Raw genomic sequence first — 22,892 nt, 5'->3', positions numbered from 1 at the left:
TGTAACAAAAATTATTGCAATGATAAATAATACAACTAAAATTTTATTATTAAGATTCATAATGATAAATTATTACCAATTTTAGAATGAAATGAATAGAAGAAAATTTTTAACATATGTTGGATGTGGTTGTGGAAGTTTACTTCTACCTTCTTGCACAAGTGCTCCAATTACTGACAGAAAACAATTAAAATTAATACCTGAAGCTAAATTAAATGCTCAAGCTGCTCAAATTTATGAGAAAGTTAAAGAAAAAGAGAAAATGAGTGATGACACAAAAACTTTAAATGAAATAAAAGAAATTGGAAAAAAAATGGAAGATTCAATTAGTGAATATTTCTATAGATCTAATTTAAATGATCCAACTGCTAACTTTGATTGGGAATATATATTAATTGATAATAAAAAAGTTAGAAATGCTTGGTGTATGCCTGGAGGTAAAATTGCAGTTTATACAGGTATACTTGATGTAACAAAAAATACTAATGGTCTTGCAGCAGTCATGGGACATGAAGTTGCTCATGCTGTTGCCAAACATTCTGTTGAAAGAGCAAGTAGAGGAGTTTTACTTAACACAGGTACAAGAATTATTGATATTGCAAGTGGAGGCATATTATCAGATATCAACAGAACAACTGGAATGGACACTGTTGGCCTACTATCTCAAATTGGATTAATGAATCCATTTAATAGAAAACAAGAAAGCGAAGCTGATTATCTTGGCATGATTTTTTCCTCTTTATCGGGATATGATATTAGAGAGACGGTTAAAATTTGGGAAAGAATGAAAGAATTTAATAAAGGCAAAGAACCTCCTCAATTTATGAGCACTCATCCTTCATCTGATACAAGAATTAAACAATTAAATGATTGGATGAATGAGGTAATTCTTGATTATCCACCGATTGAAATAAGTTAAATTCAAATAGTGGTGAGCCGTGATGGACTCGAACCATCGACCCATTCCTTAAAAGGGAATTGCTCTACCAACTGAGCTAACGGCCCACAAAGATTCATTTTTATGAAAATGAATATGGTTTGTATACAGATAAATTTTAATATTTCAATTCGTTCAATGTAATTTTTATAAAAAGAATTCGTTATAAATGAGGGATTTTCATTACAAAGTTGTACACATAATAGCACAGTTAATAAAACTACAACTTATCAATGTATTTATCATGAAATTCATCGAAGGTATTATTCATAATATTTTTTCTGATTTCAGACATTAATTCTTGATAAAAATTTATATTATGAAGTGTTAATAACATTGATGCTAATATTTCATTGGTATTAAACAAATGATTTAAATAGTTTTTTGAATATTTATTTAAATTTAAATTTTCACAATTAGGATCTAACGGCGTGTTGTCATTTTGATATTTGTTATTTTTAATATTTACCCTTCCATCCCAAGTAAAAGCAAGACCTGTTCTACCTGATCTAGTTGGAAGAACGCAATCAAACATATCTATACCTCTTTTTACAGCTCCTAAAATATCTGATGGTGTACCAACACCCATTAAATAATGAGGTTTTTCATCTGGTAAATGTTCCTTAATACCATCAAGAGTGGTAAACATTTCATCTTGAGTTTCACCTACAGCTAATCCTCCAACTGCATAGCCATCAAATCCAATCTTTATAAGTCCTTCGAGAGATTTTAATCTTAAATCCTTAAATAATCCTCCTTGAATAATTCCAAATAAAGCTTTGTGAGGATTGTTTCCAAATGCCTTTTTAGATCTTTCAGCCCAATACAAAGATAGATCCATAGATTTTTCTATTAAATTATAATCTTCAGTTTTTTTTGGACACTCATCCATTATCATTACAATATCTGAGTTTAAACCCAATTGAATCCTAATACTTTCTTCAGGACTTAAATAAAATTTTTTTCCATCGACATGTGAATTAAATATGGCCCCTTTTTCGCGATCTATTTTATTTAACTTTGATAGAGACATTACTTGAAAACCACCTGAGTCTGTAAGTATTGGCAAATCACAATTCATGAACTCATGTAAACCACCTGCTGACTCAACTCTTTCCACTCCAGGACGGATCATTAAATGATATGTGTTAGATAGTATTATTTCTGATCCAGTTTTCTTTATATCATCGATTGTACAAGCTTTAACTGTTGCTTGTGTACCAACAGGCATAAATGCTGGTGTATTAACCTCACCTCTATGAGTTTCTATAACACCACGTCTAGCAAATTTGTCTTTGTTTAAAACTTTAAAGGCAAAATTTTTTAATGCCATTTAATATTTTACAAAGATTTAAAGCTTATAATTTTATCAGGATCTGTTACTGCGCCATTATTATTTTGGTCACCTCTTTTAATTTTATCTACAAACTCCATTCCTTCAACAACTTTACCAAAAACAGTATACTGTCTGTCTAAAAAAGGAGCTGGTTGAAAGCAAATAAAAAACTGGCTATTTGCGCTATTTGGATCTTGAGCTCTAGCCATAGATAATGTGCCTCTGTCATGAGGTAAACTATTAAATTCTTGCTCTAAATCAGGCATATCAGATCCACCCATACCTGCTCTTCTTAAGTCAAATTCCTTAGACTCTGAATTTCCAAATTTAACATCACCTGTTTGAGCCATAAAACCATCTATCACTCTATGAAATACAACGTTGTCATATTTTCCACTGTTAGCTAATTCTTTAATTCTTTTGACATGGTTTGGTGCCACGTCTTCAAATAATTCAATTTTTACATCACCATCTTTTAGTTTTAAAATCATTATATTCTCCTCAGCTATTAATTGATTTGCACTAATAAAAAATAAAATAAATATGTATGATAAAATTCTATTCATATTTTTCTTTTAAAGATTTTATTGTGCTTTTGGTAGTAAATTTTTTAATATTTCCATTTAATTTTACAATTTCTTTAACAAACCTTGAGGAAATGATTTGATTCTCTACATCTGACATTAAAAAAATTGTCTCAATATTTTGGTTGAGTTTTCTATTCATTCCTGCAAGTTGAAATTCATATTCAAAATCAGATACAGCTCTTAAGCCACGTAATATGATATTTGATTTATATTTTTTGCACAAATCTGTAGTTAGTGAACCAAAGGAAACAACTATAATTTTTTTTTTATTTAATTTTAAATCCTTAAATAAAGCTTTATTAACAATTTCTATTCTTTCCTCTGATGAAAATAAATAATTTTTATTACTTACGTCCGAAACACCAACTACTATCTTATCAAAAAGTTTTAGTGCTTTTTTAATAACATCTATATGACCATAAGTAATTGGATCAAAAGTTCCTGGATAAATAGCAATTTTACTCATTAAATTAAATTATCATCTATTTTAATTGCAGACACCACTTTTTCATCACCAGATAATTTTATAATTCTTACACCTTGAGTATTTCTACTAGCGGTTCTTATTTCTTTCACTGCAACTCTAATAACTCTTCCTTTATTTGTAGATATTAAAATTTCATCCCCTTCAAATACAGGAAAAGATGAAGTTATATTTCCATTTCTTGGAGAATTTATAATTCCTATAATACCCTTTCCTCCTCTATTGGTAACTCTATAGTCTATATGAGAAGTCTTTTTACCATAACCGTTTTCACTTATTGCTAATACAAATTTTTCTTTTGCTTTTAATTCTGATTTTTCATTTTTTGATTTTGTTCCATTTTTATTTAATTTATCATTATCAATTACAGACAATGAAACAATTTGATCACCAGATGCGAGTTCAATTCCTTTAATTCCTTTTGAAGATCTTCCCTTAAATACTCTTAGTTTTCTAGCTTCAAAACGGATACATTTACCAAATCTAGTACTTAGAATTATATCTTGGTCATCTTTACAAATTTTTACTCCAACAATTTTATCGTTGTTATCAAGTTTCATTGCAATTTTTCCTGAAGCATTGATGGAAGAAAAATCTTCTAAACTATTTTTTCTAACTTTACCTTGTGCAGTTGCAAAAATAATTTGATACTTTTTTGAATCTGTATCTTCATCAGGCATTGGCATAATTGAACTAATGGATTGATGGCTCTTTAGTGGAAGAATATTGAATAAGGATTTACCTTTTGAAATCGATGATCCCTCAGGTATTTTCCAAGCTTTAATTTTATAAACAAGTCCTTCTGTAGAAAAAAATAAGACTGATGTATGCGTATTTACTGAAAGAGTTTGTATTACAGAGTCTTGATCTCTGGTAGTAATTCCAGATTTACCTTTTCCACCCCTTTTTTGTTGTTTCACATTATTTAATGAGCCTCTTTTAATGTATCCTTGCAAAGTTACTGTAATAATTACAGATTGTTTTTGGATTGTTTCCTCGATGTCGTAATTTAATACCGCATCAATAATTTTAGTTCTTCTAGGAACACCAAATTTTTCTTTAATATTTTTTAATTCTTCGCTTATTACTCTCAAAAGCTCTTTTTTAGATGATATAATTTTTTTATATTTTGCAATTAATTCAGCTAATTTTTTAATCTCAACTTCAATTTCATTGATACCAAGAGCTGTTAATTTCTGTAATCTTAATTCTAAGATAGCTAATACTTGTGGTTCAGATAAAGAATAAATATTTTTACCCTTTTTTCCCTCTACTAAAGAAATTAACTTTTGCGATTTGTTTATTTTCCATTTAGTTTTAAGAATAGCATTTTTTGCATCCTCTGGTGTTTTGGAAGATCTAATTATTTTTATAATTTTATCTAAGTTTTCTACTGCAACAGATAGACCTATTAAGATATGAGCTCTTTCCTCCGCTTTTTGAAGATCAAATTTTGTTTTTTTGATTACTACATCTTCTCTAAAAGATAAAAAATTAGAAAGAAATTCTTTTAATGTACATGTTTTTGGTTTCCCTTCTACTATAGCTAAAGTGTTAAAACCAAAAGAGCTCTCTATTTGAGTATTTTTGTAAAGTTGTCTTTTAATTGTTTCTGGCTCAACACCATTTCTTAAATCTATAGCAACTCTTATACCTTCTCTATTAGATTCATCTCTTATATCTTTAATACCTTCTATTTTTTTTTCTCTAACTAATTGTGCAATTCTTTCATTTAGTACAGCTTTATTTACTTGGTATGGAATTGAAGTAATTACTAATCTATCTCTACCATTCTTTAAGCTTTCAACTGATACTTCACCTCTAATTTTAAATGAGCCTCTACCATTGTTGTAACCTTGTTTAATTATATCTTTGCCGATTATTACTCCTCCAGTTGGAAAATCTGGTCCTGGAATATGTTTCATTAGTTCTTTTATTTTAATATCTTTGTTTTCTATTAAGGCTAAAGTACCATCAATTATCTCACCAAGATTATGAGGAGGAATACTGGTTGCCATTCCAACAGCTATACCTCCAGCTCCATTAACTAACAAATTTGGAAATTGCGCAGGTAATACGCTAGGTTCTTTCTCTGTTTCATCATAATTACTTTTAAAACTAATCGTATTTTTTTCGATATCATCAATCAAATATTGTGAAACTTTTGATAATCTTGTTTCGGTATACCTCATAGCAGCAGCTGGATCACCATCTATGGATCCAAAATTACCTTGTCCTTGAACTAAAGGTAAGCTCATTGAAAAATCTTGAACCATCCTAACTAAAGCATCATATACTGATTGGTCACCATGAGGGTGATATTTACCAATTACATCCCCGACAATTCTTGCTGATTTTCTAAATTGTTTAGACCAATCATAACCACCCTTGTACATTGCATAAAGAATTCTTCTGTGAACTGGTTTTAATCCATCTCGTACATCAGGTAATGCACGACTTACAATAACACTCATTGCATATGACAAATAAGACGAGCTCATCTCGTCATGCATAGAGATTAGATTAATATTCTTATCTTTTGGTTCTTCAGTTTTTTGCATAGAAATTAAAATGGTATTTCGTCATCCATATCATTTGACACTTGAGAAGAGACCTCAATATTATTTTGTTGAGTTGTGTCATTCTGAATTCCACCACCTGTATTTCCTCCACCTAACATTGTAAGTGAAGAATTGTAACCTTGTATGACAATTTCTGTTGAATACTTATCCTGGCCAGATTGTTCATCTTTCCATTTACGTGTTGTCAGTTGTCCCTCTACATAAACTTGAGCACCTTTTTTTAAATATTGTTGAACAACATTTACCAATCCTTCATTGAATACAACTATACGGTGCCATTCAGTTTTTTCTTTTCTTTCACCAGTATTTTTATCTTTCCATGTTTGACTGGTTGCAAGACTTAATCTAGCTACACTCTTGCCATTTACCATTTGTTTAATTTCAGGGTCTGCGCCCAAACGACCAATTAATAATACTTTATTTAAACTTCCAGCCATAATATTTTACTATTTGTTAAATTAATTAATAAGATTTATATCACAATTCTTCTGAATATTAATTTTATTGACTCAAAGCAACTAAAAATATGATGAAAAAGATAGTTATTAAGGGCGCTAAAGAACATAATTTGAAGAATGTGACTGTAGAGATTCCAAAAGATAAATTTGTAGTGATAACAGGTTTGTCTGGATCAGGAAAATCTTCATTAGCTTTTGATACCATCTACGCTGAGGGTCAAAGAAGATATGTTGAAAGTTTATCTGCTTATGCTCGTCAGTTTTTAGATAAAATGAAAAAGCCAAATGTTGATTTAATTGAAGGCTTAAGTCCTGCTATAGCAATTGAGCAAAAAAACACTTCAAAAAATCCCAGATCAACTGTTGCAACTGTTACAGAAATTTATGATTATATGAGGGTACTCTATGCAAGAGCAGGTATTCCCTACTCTCCTTTTACAGGTAAGCCAATAACCTCTCAAACAATTACTCAAATTGTTGATTTAATTAAAAAATTACCAAAAAAATCTACAATTTATATTTATGCTCCAGTAGTTAGAGGTCGTAAGGGTGAATATAAAAAAGATATTTTAAGCTATAAGAGACGTGGATTTAGAAAAATAAAGATTGATAATGTATTATACGACATAGAAAAATCTCCTAACCTTGATAAAAAATTAAAACACGATATTTCAATTCTAGTTGATAGAATTGTACTTAATTCAAAACTTGGAAACAGATTGGCTGAAAGTGTAGAAACAGCTGTAAATTTAGCTAATGGATTAGTTTTTGTTGAATACGAAGATGAAACACTTCCTCAAAAATTTAGAAAAATTGAAAAATTAATTTACTCAACAAAGTTTGCCTGTCCAGAAAGTGGTTTTACTATCGAAGAAATAGAACCGAGATTGTTTTCATTTAATAGTCCCTATGGTGCTTGTGAAGAATGTGAAGGTATAGGAATGAAATTAAATGTAGATCCAAATTTAGTAGTGCCTGATGAGCGAAAAAGTTTAGCAGATGGGGCAATTGAACCATGGGCCAAATCGACAACTTTATATTATGCCCAAACATTAGCTTCACTTGCAAAACATTATGAATTTTCTCTTGATGAAAAATGGAAAAAACTTCCAAAAAAAATAAAAGATATAATTTTATATGGTTCAGATGAGGACGAAATTAAATTTAATTATGATGATGGATATGAAAAATATTCATATAAAAAAACTTTTGAAGGTGTAATTAATAATCTTGAAAGACGTTTCTTGGAATCTGATAGTGAATGGAAAAGAGAAGCAATAGCCGAATATCAATCTGATACTGCATGTGAAGCTTGTAATGGTGATAGACTTAAAGAAGAAGCATTATGTGTTAAGATTAATGATTTAAATATTAGTGAGGTTACTAAAAAATCAATTCATGATGCCGCCGAATGGTTTAAAAGCTTAGAAAACAATTTGGATAAAAGGCAATTTAAAATTGCAGAGCATGTCCTAAAAGAAATAAATGAAAGATTAAATTTCTTACTTAACGTTGGTTTAGATTATTTAACACTTTCAAGAGAGTCTGGAACTTTATCAGGTGGAGAAGCTCAAAGAATTAGATTGGCATCGCAAATTGGATCTGGTTTGACTGGAGTATTGTATGTTTTAGATGAACCATCAATTGGTTTACATCAAAAAGATAATGTTAAATTAATTAATGCATTAAAAAGATTAAGAGATCTTGGAAATACAGTAATTGTGGTTGAGCATGATACTGAAACAATGGAAAATGCAGATCATATTATTGATCTTGGCCCTGAAGCAGGAACGAATGGTGGTCAAATAACAGCTCAAGGAACTTATGAAGAACTTAAAAAGGATAAGAAGAGTATAACGGGACAGTATCTTGCAAATAAACAAAAAATTGAAATTCCTAAAACTAGACGATTGGCAAAGAATGGTAGATTTGTAGAAATAAATGGTGCTAGTGGAAATAATTTAAACAATGTTAATCTTAAAATTCCTACAGGAACATTTACTTGTGTAACAGGAGTTTCGGGTAGTGGTAAATCTACATTAGTATTACAAACGTTATTCCATGCATTAAACTTAACACTTAATAATAAAGCTAGAAAAACTCCAAAAGCATTTAAAGGTTACAAAGGTGTGGAATTAATTGATAAGATTATTGATATAGATCAATCCCCTATTGGCAGAACTCCAAGATCTAACCCAGCAACATATACTGGAGCTTTTGGTCCTATAAGAGATTGGTTTACTAGTTTGCCTGAGTCTAAAACTAGAGGTTATAAGCCAGGAAGGTTTTCATTTAATGTTAAGGGTGGTAGATGTGAAGCGTGTGAAGGTGATGGAGTTATTACTTATGAAATGCATTTTTTACCAGATGTTTATATTCAGTGTGATGAGTGTAAAGGAACGAGATACAACAGAGAAACTTTAGAGATTAAGTTTAAAGGAAAAAGTATAGCTGATGTTTTAGATATGTCTGTTGATGAAGGTTGTGAATATTTTGAAAACATTTCAAATATTAAATCTAAATTATTAACCTTAAAAAAAGTTGGACTTGGTTACATTAAAATTGGACAACAGGCCACTACACTATCAGGTGGTGAAGCACAAAGGATTAAACTAGCTAAGGAATTATCAAAAAGATCAACTGGTAGAACTATGTACATATTAGACGAACCAACTACTGGACTACATCAGCACGATATTAAAAAATTACTAGAAATTCTTCACACCTTCGTAAAATTAGGAAACACAGTAGTTGTAATAGAGCATAACTTAGATGTTATAAAAACAGCTGATCATATAGTTGATATGGGTCCTGAGGGCGGTGTTAAAGGTGGTAAAATTGTTGCTGAAGGTAAACCTGAAGAAGTTTGCAAAGTAAAAGAAAGCTACACAGGCCAGTTTTTAAAACCTCTTTTGTACTAAATATAAAAACTTATAAAAAATCTAAATTTAGTGTATATTAATTAAGAATCATGAGCAGTTTATTATCATCACTATCTAAAACAATTCATGCATCGCTTGCATTAGCAATCATATTGTTTTTAGGTCTTTCCTATTTAAATGATGGTATTGCATTCGATACTCTTTTTTGGAGCTGGTTATTTAGATACATTCATGTTGTTGTTGCAATAATGTGGATAGGGTTATTGTGGTATTTTAATTTTGTTCAAATTCCAAATATGGGAAAAATACCTGATGAACAAAAACCTGCTATTGGAAAAGTAATTGCTCCTGCTGCATTATTTTATTTTAGATGGGCAGCTGCGTTTACTGTTCTTTCAGGATTAATTCTAGCTTTGTTAAATGGATATTTACATGATGCTATGACTTTTAGCATTGGATCTGGTGTTCCAAAACATACAGCAATAGGAATTGGTATGTGGTTAGGAATTGTAATGGCTTTTAATGTTTGGTTTATGATTTGGCCAAACCAAAAAAGAGCTTTAGGAATAGTTGAAGCTGATCCAGAAACAAAAGCTAAGTCTGCTAAAACTGCAATGTTATTTTCAAGAACAAACACACTTTTATCTCTACCAATGTTACTTTCAATGGTAGCTGCTCAAAACTTATATTAAACTGTTTTACTATCGTCTTCTCTTAAGACTGTTTTCTGTGATACTCTTAATCTCACTAAAACTGTATTAGCTATATAAATCGAAGAATAAGTTCCAAACACAACACCAAGTATCATTGCTAAAGAAAAACCTTTTAAAATTTCACCACCAAAAAAGAATATTGCTAATAAAGCTAACAATGTTGTAGCTGAGGTTATTATTGTTCTGGATAAAGTTTCGTTAATTGAAATATTTGTTAATTCAAAAATTTTAATGTCTGAATATTTTCTCAAATTTTCTCTAACACGATCAAAAATTACAACCGTATCGTTCATTGAATAACCAACAATTGTTAGAACAGCTGCAATAATTGATAAATTAATTTCAAGACTAAATAATGAAAAAATTCCCAATGTAACAATTACATCATGAAATAAAGCCAAAATAGCACCTAAACTAAATTGCCATTCAAAACGTATCCAAATATAAATTAGCATTACAGCCAGAGATAAAGAAATAGCAATTACACCAGCTTTAAGCAATTCAGCGCTTACTTTAGGACCTACGTTTTCAACTCTTCTAAAGTCATAGTTATTTCCAAAAGAACTATCTAAATCCTTTTTAATTTCTTCAATAATATTTTTTTTATTATCTTTATTTTCAAATTTAATTAGAAAATCAGTATCATTTCCAAATTTTTTAACAGAAACATCACCTAAATCCATTTGATTAAATTTATCTCTCAACGAACTTACGCTAATTTTGCTATCTGATGACCTTAGTTCAATTAATGTTCCACCTTTAAAGTCTATACCGTAATTTAAACCTTTAAAAATTAGTAATAAAAGTGATGCTGTAATTAAAAGTATAGATAGTATGTTAAAGTGATTATAGTATTTATTAAAGGCTATCATTAGATTAGTTTTTCCTTATTTTTATTTCTTGTCACATAAAGACTAGTGAACAATCTTGCTATAAAATAAACTGAAAATAGAGTTGTAAATATTCCTACACCTAGAGTAACAGCAAATCCTTTTACTGGACCAGACCCCATAAAAAATAAAATTATAGCTGCTAATAAAGTGGTAATATTTGCATCAATAATTGCAGTTCTTGATTTTGTGTAACCACCATCAAAAGCTAAAATATTATTACTTTCATCTTTAAGTTCTTCCTTAATTCTCTCAAAGATTAAAACATTTGCATCAACAGCCATACCAACGGTTAAAATTATCCCTGCTATACCTGGAAGAGTTAGTGTTGCTTCAAATAAAGTTAAAATACCAAGTAATAAAAATAAATTAATTATTAATGTTACGTTAGTGATTAGTCCAAAAACTTTGTATTTAACAAACATAAAAATAATAACTAATAAAAAACCTATAGCTAAAGCAATCATTCCTGCATTAATCGAATCTTGACCAAGATCAGGTCCTACAGTTCTTTCCTCAATAATCTCTAATGGAGCCGGCAAAGCTCCAGATCTTAATAATAAAGCTAAATCTGTAGCACTTTGGAAAGTAAATCCACCACTGATTTGACCAGACCCACTTGCTATTGTATCTCTAACAACAGGTGCGCTAATTATTTTTCCATCTAAAACAATGGCTAATTGTTTTCCAATACCAGTAGATGTTGCTTTACCAAATCTTTTGGCACCAACTCTATCTAATGTAAATGACACAATAGTTTGATTGTTTTGAGTGTCCATTTTTGGTTGTGCATCTAATAGATTTTCACCACTGATGATTATTCTTTTGCTTACTGTTGCCTCTTCTAAGCCATCTTCAAATTTTAACTTCTCAACACCAAATCTGTCACTTTCATCATTAGTTACAAATCTAAATGTAAGATTTGCAGTTTTTCCCAATAGTGATTTAATTCTTTGAGGGTCATCTAGACCCGGAAGTTCAACAAGTATTCTATCATTTCCTCTTTTTAAAATATTTGGTTCGTTAGTACCGACTTCATCTACCCTTCTTCTTACAATTTCTATAGCTTGATCTTGTGATGATGTTTTAAGATTGATTATGCCTTGTCTTGAAAAACTTACTTTTAAATTAATACCATTATCTTCGATGTCAAGTTGGTGTGATTTAAATCTTGGGTAATAAGGATTTAGATCACTGTTTTCATCTTGAAACACATCTAGTACTGCTTGTTTGTCTAAATCAGCAACATTGAAAAAAATATTTTGATTATCAATTTTAATATTATTAATTTTGATATTTTTCTCTTTGAAATAATTTCTAATAGTGGTTGTTAAATTTTGTAATTTTTGTTCAATTACAGGCTCATTATCAATTTCAAGTAAAAGGTAAGAACCACCTTGTAAATCTAAACCAAGGTTTATTTTCTTATTAAAAAAACTATCATCGAACTTAAATAAATTTGATGACGCAATTAAAATAAATAATAAAGAAAATATAGTTACAAATAAGATTCTTAGTTTAGAAAAATAAAGCACTTATCTTAATTGATTATTTTTTAACTTCTGGAGTATTGTTTAAGAGACTTTGAATACCTGTAGCTTTAACAATTTCTACTTTAACATTTTCAGCTATTTCAACTTCTACTTTGTCGTTATCAATTAATCTTTCTACTCTTCCTGTTATTCCACCTGAAGTGACTACTTTATCACCTCTCTTTAAACCTTCGACCATCGCTTTATGCTCTTTAACTTTTTTTTGCTGTGGTCTGATTAAGAAAAAATAAAAAATAACAAAAATTAAAATTAGCGGTATAAATTGACCTATTCCTGAACCTTCCATAAATCTCCTTTAAATTATGGCATTCTTATACCATCTAACTAATTAAAACAACTTTAATTGTTGGAAATCAATTCCATATTGTTCATATAAGGTCTTAGAACTTTAGGAATTATAATAGAACCATCTTTTTGCTGATAGTTTTCCATAATTGCAATCAGAGTTCTTCCAACAGCTAAACCACTTCCATTCAAAGTACCTGCAAATACGTTTTCCTTATTATTGTTTTTATATCTTGCCTTCATACGCTGTGCTTGAAAAGTTGAACAAGACGAACATGATGATATTTCTCTATATTTATTTTCTGATGGTAACCATACCTCAATATCATAGGTCTTCTCTGCGCTAAAACCCATATCACCTGAACATAAAATTACTTTTCGATAAGGTAACTCTAATTTATCTAGTATGTCGGTAGCACAATTTGTCATTCTCTCTAATTCTTCTAAACATTTTTCATTCTCAACAATGCTTACCATTTCAACTTTGTAAAATTGATGCTGTCTAATCATACCCCTTGTATCCTTTCCATAACTTCCAGCTTCTTTTCTAAAACAAGGTGTTGAAGCAACAAATCTCATTGGTAAATTATTAAGATCAATCATTTTATCTTTAACAATATTGGTTAAAATCACCTCTGCTGTTGGTATCAAAAATTTTCTATCTGAACCTTCGTCAAATTTAATTTCAAATTGGTCATTTTCAAATTTTGGCAACTGTCCGGTGCCGTACATAGTGCTTTCTGATGCCATTAATGGTGGTGATATCTCCTGATAACCATTTTGATGAATATGTGTATCAAGCATAAAATTTGATATTGCTCTCTCTAAAAGAGCCAATTTATCTTTCACAAATACAAATCTTGAACCAGTAGTTTTTGTAGCTAAATCAAAATCAAGCATATTTAGTTTTTCACCTAATTCGTAATGTGTTTTAGGTTTAAATTCTAAATTAGGTATCTCTCCTGATTTCAATATTTCTTTGTTATCATTTTCGTCTTTACCATTTGGAACATCTTCATGCGGTATATTAGGTATGCTAGACAGTATACTATCTAAATCAAACTTAATTTGTTTTTGATCTTCTACAATTTTGTCGAGTTCCTTGCTAATTTCTTTAGATTTCTTAAACAAGCTCTCATCTTTTGATTTAGAAATATCTTTTTTTTCTTTTTCTAAACTTTCTTTTTTTTGAATTAAATTTCTATTTTGTTCATCTAATTTTTGTATTTTTTCAAAATCTACGTCTAAGTTTCTTTTTTCAAGAGATTTTTGAAATTTAGAAAAATCTTTTCGTATTTCTTTAATGTTATGCATCTTCTTTTTGTAAATTTTTATTTTCTATAAATTTTACTGAAAATATTGATAATTCATATAGAATTAATAAAGGTATTGCTAAGCCTATTTGAGTTATTGGATCTGGTGGTGTTAACAATGCAGCTGCTGCAAATATAATAACAACTACATATTTTCTTCTCTCTTTTAAAAACTGACTATCAACTATTCCAATTCTTGCTAATAAACTTAAAACAACTGGTAACTGAAAACTGATACCAAAAGCAAAAATTAATTTCATAACTAGTGATAAATATTCATTAACTTTAGCCTCTAATTGGATTGGTAAATTTGTAGAAAGACCTGTACTTTCAAATGAAAGAAAAAATTTAATCGCAAGTGGCATTATCAAATAATAAACCAGCATCCCTCCTAAAAAAAATAATATTGGTGTTAATATAAGGTAAGGCAGAATTGCTACCTTTTCATGTTTGTACAAACCAGGTGCAATAAATTTCCAAATTTGCATCAAGATAAATGGACATGTAACAAAAAAAGCTGTGAAGAATGATACTTTAAGATATGTTAAAAAGGTCTCTTGTAAAGCTGTAAATATCAATCTTCTATCAGAGCCATCTTCTTTTACAGCTCTTGCAAATGGATCAACAAGGAAACCATAGATATGTTCAGCAAATAAGTAACAAATTACAAAAAAGATAAATAAAAAGATAAAGCTATTTATCAATCTTTTTCTTAATTCTGTAAGGTGACTTACAAACCCACCTTCCTGATCTTCATTACTCATCTTTTTTAATTTCTTTTTTTATTTCGTTATCAATTTTTTCTTCATCTATCTCTAGATTTGAAACTTCATTTTGAATGTTGTTAACGTATCTTTTTGCTGATCCGATCCACGACCCTGCTTTTTTTAACATTACTGGAAAATCCTTTGGACCAAGAACTATTATAGCAATAGCAACAACAATTAAAATTTCAAACCAACCGATAGTAGGCATTTAAATTAGTTTTTGTTATCCGAGTCTTTGTTATCGTCAGATATATTTTTTGGCTCTGTGTCGTCTGTTACGTCTGATGCCATTCCTTTTTTGAAACTTTTAATTCCTTTAGCTACATCACCCATTAAGCTTGAAATCTTTCCTCTTCCAAACAATAAAACAACTAATATAACTACAATAGCTATTTGCCAAATTCCTATACTCATGAAAAACTTATAACCTTTTTAAGGTTATTTTGAAAGTTACTTTTTTATTAATCTTTCTCTTCGGGTTCTAGAGTGCTGTTTAGCATTTCATCTATATTGGAATAAATATCCTCTTTTTTCTCTTCTTGCTTTTCTTTGTAAAACTTTCCAGTTCCAAAAATAGCATTATCAACGCTTGAACTATCAATTAAACCAGCAGCACCCAATTCATCAATTGTTGGAAGATCAGATAATTTTTGTATGTTGAAGTGACTTAAAAAATCATCAGTAGTTATGTATTGAATTGGTCTACCGGGAACATCTTTTCGACCTCCTGGTTTTACCCAATTTAATTCCATTAATATCTCTAAAGTATTAGTACCAAAAGCAACTCCCCTTATTTCTTCAATTTCAGCTCTAGTAACCGGCTGATGATAAACAATTATAGCCAAAGTTTCTACCGCAGCTCTAGATAGTTTCTTTTCAACAGTTTTCTCTTGGGACATCAAATTTGATAAATTTGGTGATGTTCTAAAAGACCACTTATCTTTTATACAAATTAAATTAATTCCTCTATTTGAATATTCTTGCTTTAATTTTTCCAAAGACTCTGGAACGTTGCCTTTTTTAGAAACTTTACTTTCTATAGTATCTACATCTAAAGGCTCAGCTGCTGCAAAAATAATTGCTTCTATTTCTTTATCTAAATCCGATAATTTTGATGGAAATTTTAAAACATTATCTTTTGAAGCTTTTGCTTTTTTAATCATTTATTTCCTTTATATATATTTCATCAAACAATTTATCTTGTTTAATTGATAAATTTCCTTCTTTAACTAATTCTAATGATCCAGCAAATATTCCTGCTTTACCAGTTTTCTTGTATTTTGAACCACTTTTAAAATTACTTGGTATTAAATCGTCCAATTTTTTCCATTCAAATAGTTTACCAAAAAATTCTCTAATTGTTTTGATCCCATCTTCTGTTGTGAACACAGGAAGTTTTGGAATATTCATTTTTTGAAAATCTTTAGTCATTATTATTGTTGAGTAAGCTTTCATTAGCTCAAATAAACTTAAGTTATATTCCGTGCTATAAATTGATCTAATATTTCCTTTCATACCTCTTGTTCTTATTTCTCTACCTAATCTTTTTCTCTTAAGCATTTGTTCGGATAATAATCTAATTAATTCTAATTTTTTTAGCTGTAATTTTAACTTTTCTGCAACTTCTTGAACTTTAAATTCTTCTTCTGGAGTACCAGGTAAAAGTAATTTTGATTTTAAATAGGCTAACCACGTAGCCATTAAAAGATATTCAGAAGCAATTTCTAAATTTAAGTTTTTTTCATGAGTAATATACTCATGAAATTGATCTGCTAACTTGGTTATAGATATTTCTTCTAGATCAACTTTTTGAGCTTTTGCTAAATCTAAAAGTACATCTAATGGTCCATTATAATTATTTATATCGACATTAAATAATTCAGAATCAGTGGCTGACATGAAAAGATATTAACTTAAAATTTTATAAAATTGAGATGTTTTTTTAACAATAAAACTATTCACTTTTGGTGAATTTTCTGCAACTATCTTCATTTCTTTCATATTTCCATTGCAATGAAGCGCTATATTACAACCTGCACTGAATAAATTAATAGTATTAATTTTTAAATCATCACTTAAACTCTTCATTGATAAGTCATCTGAAATTAAAATATTCTTAAATCCTATATTTTTCCTAATAATATTAATTATTTTTTTAGAGTGAGTGGCGGTGTTATTTTTATCAATTTTTGAATAAACAACATGACCTGTCATTGCAAATAAACATTTCTTCTTTTTGAATGTCCAAAAATCGTTTTTGAGAAGATATCCATATGTTTTATTAATAATCGGTGTTGAATAATGACTGTCGACTTTTGCTAAACCATGACCAGGTATATGCTTTATTACAGTTCCTATTGAGTTATTTTGAAATAATTCAATACAAATATCACCTAATTTAGAGACAATTTTTTTATTTTTTGAATAAGATCGATCACCAATTACTTTGCTTGCACCATTAATTCTAAGGTCTAAAACTGGAACAGTATTGATATTCACACCAATTAAATTCAATAAATAAGAGGTCTTATCTACAAATAACTTATAAACGATTTCAAATTTTTTTTTATCTCTACTAAACAAATCTCCAAAATATTCAGATGTCATATTATCAAAGGAAATTAAATTTTTTAGTCTGTTTACTCTTCCTCCTTCTTGATCAATCATGATTGGATATTTTTTATCCTTAAAAATTTTTCTAATGCTAGAGGTTAATTTTTTAACTTGATCAAAAGATGTAATATTTCTAGTAAATAGGATAATTCCCCAAGGTTTATATTTTTTTAGAAATAAAATTTCATTTTTAGATAACTTTGTTGATTTTAAACCAACTATAAAAGATTTTCTTTTACTTATCATTATCTAATAATTTCCAAAAATTAAATTTTTTCTTTTTCTTTTTGTTTGTTTGCTTAACATACTCAATTACATTTTGAGTATCATTCTCTAAAACTGGTAAATTTTTTGAGTATAATTTTATTTTCTCATCAATATTTTGATGAGATCTATATGATTTTTTTTTGTGTTCATCAGAAAAATAATATTTGCCTGTAAAAAAAATAAATAAAAGTATTACTGAAACAAATATTAAGTACTTTATTTCTTTAAGCATTACATTTGATTGGGTGTATCAACACCAACAATATCCATACCTGTTTTAATAACATTAGAAATAGCTTTCAAAAATATCAATTTATCTGGTGAAACTGTTTTTTGATCATTAATGAACCTTTTTTCTGGAAATTGTTTTCCTAAATTCCAATACGAGTGAAATTCCGATGCAAGATCGTATAAGTATACAGGTATTCTATGTGGTTCTAATTTTGTGCTTGCAGAATCTATACATTTTGGCCACTCAGATAATTTTTTTAAAATTTTAATTTCATCATTAGAATATTCAAAATTGAAATCATTTAATTCAATTTTTGAATTTAAGTCTTTATCTATATGTCTAAATACAGATGAAATTCTAGCATAACAATATTGAACATAATATAATGGATTGTCTTTAGATTTTTCTTTGACTGCATCGAAATCAAAATCTAATTCAACATCACTACTTCTGTTAAGCATAATAAATCTTGTTGCATCTTTTCCAACTTCTTCAATCAAATCATCAACCGTAATGTAATCCCCTTTTCTTTTAGACATTTTAAAAGGCTTGTTATCTTTTATTAATTTTACTAACTGACTAATTTTACAAATTAATGTATCTTTTTTTCCAGACAGTGCTTCAACCGAGGAGGTAATCCGTTTTATATAACCTGCATGATCTGCTCCAAGAATATTGATTAAGTAATCAAAATTTCTATCAACTTTATTTTTATGATAAGCAACGTCACTTGCAAAATAAGTCCATGTGCCATCAGATTTTTGAAGTGCACGATCTTTATCGTCACCAAATTCTGTTGATTTAAATAATAATTGCTCTCTTTCAACCCAATCTTTGTTATCTTCACCAGCGGGGGCTTTGATTTTTCCTTTATAAATAAAGTTATTTTTTTCTAAAAAATCTATTACATTTTCAACTTCATTGTTTAATACGATATTTTTTTCACTTACAAAATTATCATGTTTAATACCCAAGCTATTAAGATTGTTTTTGATAAGCAGAAGCGCCTGCTCTATTGATAAGACTGTTAATTTATCTCTAATTTCATCAAAATTATCAAATTTAAGATCTGAATTATTTGAAATTATATTTTTTGCAAAATCAATTAGATAATCCCCAGGATACAAATCAGGATTATCCTTAGGAAATGTTTCTTTAAAATGAACTTCTCTAATTCTAAAATATACTGATTTAGTAAAATTTATAATTTGGTTACCATAATCATTCACATAATATTCTTTTGTAACTTTGTGTTTATTAAAAATTAAAACATTAGAGATAACATCACCTAGAATAGCACCTCTACAATGTCCTACATGTAAAGGACCTGTCGGGTTTGCTGAAACAAACTCTACTAAATAATTATTTTTTTTCTCTTTGTCATTTATTCCAAAACTATCTGCATTATCTGTGATATTTTTAATAAAATTTGACCAATAAGATGGTTTAAATTTAATATTAATAAATCCTGGTTTGGCTACAGATATTGTTTCAATTTCACTGTCATTATTTTTAATTTCGGGAGCAAGTTTTTCTGCGAGCTGTAATGGTGAAGTTTTATTGATTTTTGATAAAACCATCGCAACATTTGTTGAAATATCACAATCAAATTTTGGTGGAGGTATTTCTGCATTAATACCATTAAAATTCTCTGGTATTTCTAGTTTATTATTTTTATTCAAATCAACGATAACAGATTTAATTTTATCTAAATATAATTCAAAAATATTCATTTATTATCGTTATAAAGGTTAATTGCATATCTATCAGTCATACCAGATATAAAATCTGAAATAGCTCTATATTTGTCTTTAGTCAATTGATCTTTGGACAAAAATTTTCTTGGATTTGATTTAATTATTTTAAACAATTTCTTAATTATTAATTTACCTTTATGATTTTTTTTCAATACTGACTTGTTGTCGTACATTTTGTCTCTTAAGAAAGATTTAATTTCTTTTTCTGCATTCTTAATTTGGTTAGAAAAACAAACGATTAACTCATTAGATTTAACTACATCTATTGAGGATTTTACCTTAAGTTTTTGAATATTTTTTTGGGTATTGCTCAATAAATCTCTAACCATGAGATCAATTGAGTCTCTTATAATTTGATAAATTGCAATTTTGTAATTTTTATTAGTAATTTTATTTTTATATTTTTTATGAATATTTTTAAAAAAATCTATTTCAACTAATTCCTCCATTTTAAAAAGGTTGGCTTTTATTCCGTCTTGAATATCGTGATTGTTATATGCAATATCATCTGAAATTGCTGAAATTTGAGCTTCAAGAGATGGAAATGAATTATATTTAATTTTATCTTTAAAAGCTTTTAACCCTATTAACTTATTAACTAAACCAATATCCTCAACAGGTCCGTTATGTTTAAGAAGACCTTCTAACGTTTCTATAGTTAAATTTAATCCCTTAAATTTAAAATACTTATTTTCTAAAAACATAACTATTCTTAAAGTTTGAAGGTTGTGATCAAAACCACCATAATTTACCATGCATTCATGTAAGGCATCTTCTCCAGCATGACCAAACGGAGTGTGGCCTAAATCATGTGCTAAACTTAAAGTTTCGGCTAAATCCTCATTTAATTTTAAATATTTAGCTATTGATCTTGCAATTTGAGCAACTTCTATTGAGTGAGTAATCCTTGTTCTAAAATGATCTCCCTCAGTATTAACAAATACTTGGGTTTTATGTTTTAACCTTCTAAATGATGCACTATGAATAATACGATCTCTATCTCTTTGAAAAGGAGATCGATATTTTGAGTTAGCTTCCTTAATTAGTCTGCCTTTACTTTTGTATACCCCTAACGAAACGTCTTTTTTCATCCTTTAATTAAAATAATTAAGTATTATATTAGTAATATCAGTGTTGAGACATGATTAAAGAAATTAAATTTACAGATAATGCGTTAAAACAAATAGAAAGTTTGTTAGCAAAAAAAGACAAAGGTTCATTTTTTAGAATCGCTATTAAGGGTGGTGGTTGTTCAGGCTTTCAATACGAATTCACTTTTGACAAATCAAAACAAGATGACGATTTAAATTTTCAAAATATTTTAATTGATAAAACTTCTGCAGATTTACTTAAAGGATCTGAGGTTGATTATGTTTCTGAGTTAATAGGTGAACAATTTAAAATATCTAACCCACAAACAAAATCCTCTTGTGGTTGTGGTGTTTCTTTCTCACTTTAATGCTGATTTCATCCTGGAATGTCAATTCTGTAAGAGCAAGAATTGAAAATATCAAAAGTTATTTATTAAAATATAAACCAGATATTTTAATGATGCAAGAAATCAAAACCGAGGATATCAATTTTCCTTATGATGATTTTTCTTCAATGGATTATGAAAGCCACGTATTTGGTCAAAAAAGTTACAATGGTGTAGCAATTATTTCTAAAAATAAATTAAAAAATATTAAAACTGATTTAATTAAAGATAAATTAAAACAATCAAGAATAATTTCTGCTGAATTTGAATATAAGAAAAAAACTATTCAATTAATCAATATATACACACCAAATGGAAATCCTGTTGATACTGAAAAATATGATTACAAAAAAAATTGGCTTGATCAATTAATCAAACAACTAAAAACTTTATCTAAAAAAAATCCAAATTTAATTTTAGCTGGTGATTTTAATATAATTCCATCAGCAGAAGATGTTTATAATGTAAAAAGTTTTCAGGATGATGCTTTATATAGGTTAGAAATCAGAAAAAAATTTAGAGAGATGATAAATCTAGGTTTCAATGATGTGTATAGATATTTTAATGAAGAGAAAGAAGGATATACATTTTGGGATTATATGAGAGGTGCCTGGCAAAAAAATAATGGCATGAGAATTGATCATTTTTTAGTTTCAAATTCACTAATTGATCAAATTAAAGATATAAATATCAACAAAGATCCTCGTGGAAGAGAAAAACCCTCTGACCACACTCCTATTGAAATTACTTTAGCTTAAAGATTTAATTTTATTAACTAACTCTTCGTTTATATTTCTTGGACCTGTGTCCAATCTATTTTTATGACGTCTTTCACCTGGTAATCTTACTTCACCCATTGATTTCATCTTCTCAAAAAATTCTTCCGCGTGTTTTTGCCAGTTTGTTCCTGAAGTTTTATCTGGACTTATTGCCAATATAAATTCGCCGCCACTTGGAGGACCACCATCATTATTATCTTTAGCAGCTGTTTCATAACTAAAATTGTCACCAACTAAAGCGCCCGCTAATAATTCAACCATCATTGCAATTGCAGAACCTTTGTAACCACCGAACGGTAATAATACTCCGCCATCAGCAATTTCACCTGGATCAGTTGTTTCTTTTCCATCTTTAGTCAAACCAGTTCCAAGCGGAACTTTATGCCCTTCTCTTTTGGCAACCTGAACCTCACCCATAGCCATCGATGCAGTTGCCATATCATAAACAACTGGAGTTTTTCCAGGTCTTGGCCAAGCAAATGAAATTGGGTTCGTTCCAAATAATGGTTTTATTGCTCCTGCAGGTGCAACAGCAGGTTTGTATGATGTGCAAGCAAATGCAACTAAACCTTCTTCTGCTAACTTTTCTGTTTCAGGCCACATAGCGGCCATATGATGTGAATTATTTATTGCTAATACCGCAACACCATTTTCTTTTGCAGCTTTAGCTAGTTCTGGCAAACCTTTATTTAAAACAACAGGTGCTAAACAATTATTTCCTTCAACTTTAATTACTGATGGAGATATTTTTTTAACCTCAGGTTTACCTTTTCCATTAATTTTTCCGCTTTTAAGACCGGTCACGTATGCTGGTAATCTAAATAGACCGTGTGATACAGAACCATCTCTTTCAGCATTTCTAATTAAATCTGATAAAATTGATGCTGTCTCATCATCACATCCATTAGCTAAGAGTGTTTTTTTAGCTAAATCATAAATTTCATTTAATGTAAGTGCTACAGTAGTCACTCATTCATTAA

Annotated in this window: 24 protein-coding genes and 1 tRNA gene; 5 read left to right on the top strand and 20 right to left on the bottom strand. The window is 29.0% G+C overall.

What is annotated here, in order from left to right; genetic code table 11:
* Positions 1-91: 91 nt before the first annotated feature.
* Positions 92-919, top strand: a complete 828-nt coding sequence (locus tag ACTTAY_RS03630) for a M48 family metallopeptidase (protein WP_440618428.1) — start codon at positions 92-94, stop codon at positions 917-919.
* 10 nt (positions 920-929) lie between these two features.
* Here the strand turns inward: ACTTAY_RS03630 and ACTTAY_RS03625 are convergent.
* The 6 genes from ACTTAY_RS03625 to ssb form a co-directional block, all read right to left on the bottom strand.
* A tRNA-Lys gene (locus tag ACTTAY_RS03625) sits at positions 930-1,005 on the bottom strand.
* 152 nt (positions 1,006-1,157) lie between these two features.
* Positions 1,158-2,270, bottom strand: coding sequence for a tRNA guanosine(34) transglycosylase Tgt (tgt, locus tag ACTTAY_RS03620; RefSeq protein WP_440672404.1), 1,113 nt, complete (start codon positions 2,268-2,270; stop codon positions 1,158-1,160).
* Positions 2,271-2,278: 8 nt separating this feature from the next.
* On the bottom strand, positions 2,279-2,839 hold the full coding sequence (locus tag ACTTAY_RS03615; protein ID WP_262589211.1) for a peptidylprolyl isomerase: 561 nt from the start codon (positions 2,837-2,839) through the stop codon (positions 2,279-2,281).
* A complete protein-coding gene (coaD, locus tag ACTTAY_RS03610) occupies positions 2,832-3,326 on the bottom strand; it encodes a pantetheine-phosphate adenylyltransferase (protein ID WP_262589212.1) in 495 nt (164 codons plus the stop codon). The genes ACTTAY_RS03615 and coaD overlap by 8 nt, the downstream gene beginning before the upstream one ends.
* Entirely contained in the window at positions 3,326-5,905 is a 2,580-nt protein-coding gene (gene gyrA / locus ACTTAY_RS03605) for a DNA gyrase subunit A (protein WP_440672403.1), read from the bottom strand. The genes coaD and gyrA overlap by 1 nt, the downstream gene beginning before the upstream one ends.
* Before the next feature lie 5 nt (positions 5,906-5,910).
* Positions 5,911-6,363: a single-stranded DNA-binding protein gene (gene ssb / locus ACTTAY_RS03600; RefSeq protein ID WP_440672402.1), complete on the bottom strand. Its 453-nt coding sequence runs from the start codon at positions 6,361-6,363 to the stop codon at positions 5,911-5,913.
* An 89-nt stretch (positions 6,364-6,452) separates the two neighbouring features.
* On the opposite strand from ssb, the gene uvrA reads away from it, so the two are divergent.
* Both uvrA and ACTTAY_RS03590 read left to right on the top strand, forming a co-directional pair.
* Positions 6,453-9,305, top strand: coding sequence for an excinuclease ABC subunit UvrA (gene uvrA, locus ACTTAY_RS03595; RefSeq protein ID WP_440672401.1), 2,853 nt, complete (start codon positions 6,453-6,455; stop codon positions 9,303-9,305).
* A gap of 50 nt (positions 9,306-9,355) precedes the next feature.
* Entirely contained in the window at positions 9,356-9,958 is a 603-nt protein-coding gene (locus ACTTAY_RS03590; protein WP_440672400.1) for a urate hydroxylase PuuD, read from the top strand.
* Here ACTTAY_RS03590 and secF read toward each other — a convergent pair.
* Genes secF through ACTTAY_RS03525 form a run of 13 tightly spaced genes read right to left on the bottom strand, consistent with a single transcriptional unit; the run spans position 9,955 to position 20,747 of the window.
* Positions 9,955-10,851 (bottom strand): protein translocase subunit SecF, encoded by an 897-nt coding sequence (gene secF / locus ACTTAY_RS03585; RefSeq protein WP_440672399.1) that lies wholly within the window; start codon positions 10,849-10,851, stop codon positions 9,955-9,957. The two genes, ACTTAY_RS03590 and secF, sit on opposite strands and share 4 nt — an antisense overlap.
* A complete protein-coding gene (secD, locus tag ACTTAY_RS03580) occupies positions 10,851-12,404 on the bottom strand; it encodes a protein translocase subunit SecD (protein ID WP_440672398.1) in 1,554 nt (517 codons plus the stop codon). Before secD ends, secF begins: the two co-directional genes overlap by 1 nt.
* Before the next feature lie 13 nt (positions 12,405-12,417).
* Positions 12,418-12,708, bottom strand: a complete 291-nt coding sequence (gene yajC / locus ACTTAY_RS03575; protein ID WP_262589219.1) for a preprotein translocase subunit YajC — start codon at positions 12,706-12,708, stop codon at positions 12,418-12,420.
* 53 nt (positions 12,709-12,761) lie between these two features.
* On the bottom strand, positions 12,762-14,021 hold the full coding sequence (serS, locus tag ACTTAY_RS03570; protein WP_440672397.1) for a serine--tRNA ligase: 1,260 nt from the start codon (positions 14,019-14,021) through the stop codon (positions 12,762-12,764).
* A complete protein-coding gene (gene tatC / locus ACTTAY_RS03565) occupies positions 14,014-14,784 on the bottom strand; it encodes a twin-arginine translocase subunit TatC (RefSeq protein ID WP_262589221.1) in 771 nt (256 codons plus the stop codon). The genes serS and tatC overlap by 8 nt, the downstream gene beginning before the upstream one ends.
* Positions 14,777-14,995, bottom strand: coding sequence for a Sec-independent protein translocase protein TatB (tatB, locus tag ACTTAY_RS03560; protein WP_262589222.1), 219 nt, complete (start codon positions 14,993-14,995; stop codon positions 14,777-14,779). The genes tatC and tatB overlap by 8 nt, the downstream gene beginning before the upstream one ends.
* 5 nt (positions 14,996-15,000) lie before the next feature.
* The gene (gene tatA / locus ACTTAY_RS03555) at positions 15,001-15,201 is read right to left on the bottom strand and encodes a twin-arginine translocase TatA/TatE family subunit (RefSeq protein WP_262589223.1); all 201 of its coding nucleotides are present in this window, start codon (positions 15,199-15,201) and stop codon (positions 15,001-15,003) included.
* Positions 15,202-15,248: 47 nt separating this feature from the next.
* Positions 15,249-15,950 (bottom strand): SMC-Scp complex subunit ScpB, encoded by a 702-nt coding sequence (gene scpB, locus ACTTAY_RS03550; RefSeq protein ID WP_440672396.1) that lies wholly within the window; start codon positions 15,948-15,950, stop codon positions 15,249-15,251.
* The gene (locus tag ACTTAY_RS03545) at positions 15,943-16,686 is read right to left on the bottom strand and encodes a segregation and condensation protein A (protein WP_440672395.1); all 744 of its coding nucleotides are present in this window, start codon (positions 16,684-16,686) and stop codon (positions 15,943-15,945) included. Before ACTTAY_RS03545 ends, scpB begins: the two co-directional genes overlap by 8 nt.
* A gap of 9 nt (positions 16,687-16,695) precedes the next feature.
* Complete coding sequence (locus ACTTAY_RS03540; RefSeq protein WP_440672394.1) at positions 16,696-17,646, bottom strand: glycoside hydrolase family 3 N-terminal domain-containing protein; 951 nt, start codon at positions 17,644-17,646, stop codon at positions 16,696-16,698.
* Positions 17,636-17,899 carry a hypothetical protein gene (locus tag ACTTAY_RS03535; protein ID WP_440672393.1) on the bottom strand — a complete coding sequence of 88 codons (264 nt, stop codon included), beginning with the start codon at positions 17,897-17,899 and terminating at the stop codon, positions 17,636-17,638. Before ACTTAY_RS03535 ends, ACTTAY_RS03540 begins: the two co-directional genes overlap by 11 nt.
* Positions 17,899-19,632 (bottom strand): arginine--tRNA ligase, encoded by a 1,734-nt coding sequence (argS, locus tag ACTTAY_RS03530; protein ID WP_440672392.1) that lies wholly within the window; start codon positions 19,630-19,632, stop codon positions 17,899-17,901. The genes ACTTAY_RS03535 and argS overlap by 1 nt, the downstream gene beginning before the upstream one ends.
* Positions 19,629-20,747: a deoxyguanosinetriphosphate triphosphohydrolase gene (locus tag ACTTAY_RS03525; protein ID WP_440672391.1), complete on the bottom strand. Its 1,119-nt coding sequence runs from the start codon at positions 20,745-20,747 to the stop codon at positions 19,629-19,631. The genes argS and ACTTAY_RS03525 overlap by 4 nt, the downstream gene beginning before the upstream one ends.
* A gap of 50 nt (positions 20,748-20,797) precedes the next feature.
* Here ACTTAY_RS03525 and ACTTAY_RS03520 point away from each other — a divergent pair, with 50 nt between their 5' ends.
* Together ACTTAY_RS03520 and xth are read left to right on the top strand one after the other, a co-directional pair.
* On the top strand, positions 20,798-21,115 hold the full coding sequence (locus tag ACTTAY_RS03520) for a HesB/IscA family protein (protein ID WP_440634131.1): 318 nt from the start codon (positions 20,798-20,800) through the stop codon (positions 21,113-21,115).
* The gene (gene xth, locus ACTTAY_RS03515) at positions 21,115-21,891 is read left to right on the top strand and encodes an exodeoxyribonuclease III (RefSeq protein WP_440672390.1); all 777 of its coding nucleotides are present in this window, start codon (positions 21,115-21,117) and stop codon (positions 21,889-21,891) included. The genes ACTTAY_RS03520 and xth overlap by 1 nt, the downstream gene beginning before the upstream one ends.
* On the opposite strand, the gene ACTTAY_RS03510 is transcribed toward xth, so the two are convergent.
* The gene (locus ACTTAY_RS03510; protein WP_440672389.1) at positions 21,883-22,881 is read right to left on the bottom strand and encodes an Ldh family oxidoreductase; all 999 of its coding nucleotides are present in this window, start codon (positions 22,879-22,881) and stop codon (positions 21,883-21,885) included. The two genes, xth and ACTTAY_RS03510, sit on opposite strands and share 9 nt — an antisense overlap.
* Positions 22,882-22,892 lie beyond the last annotated feature (11 nt).

This window comes from Candidatus Pelagibacter sp. HIMB1715 (assembly GCF_052047595.1).
In the GTDB taxonomy this organism is placed as follows: domain Bacteria; phylum Pseudomonadota; class Alphaproteobacteria; order Pelagibacterales; family Pelagibacteraceae; genus Pelagibacter.
This window is presented reverse-complemented; position numbering and strand designations above follow the sequence as displayed.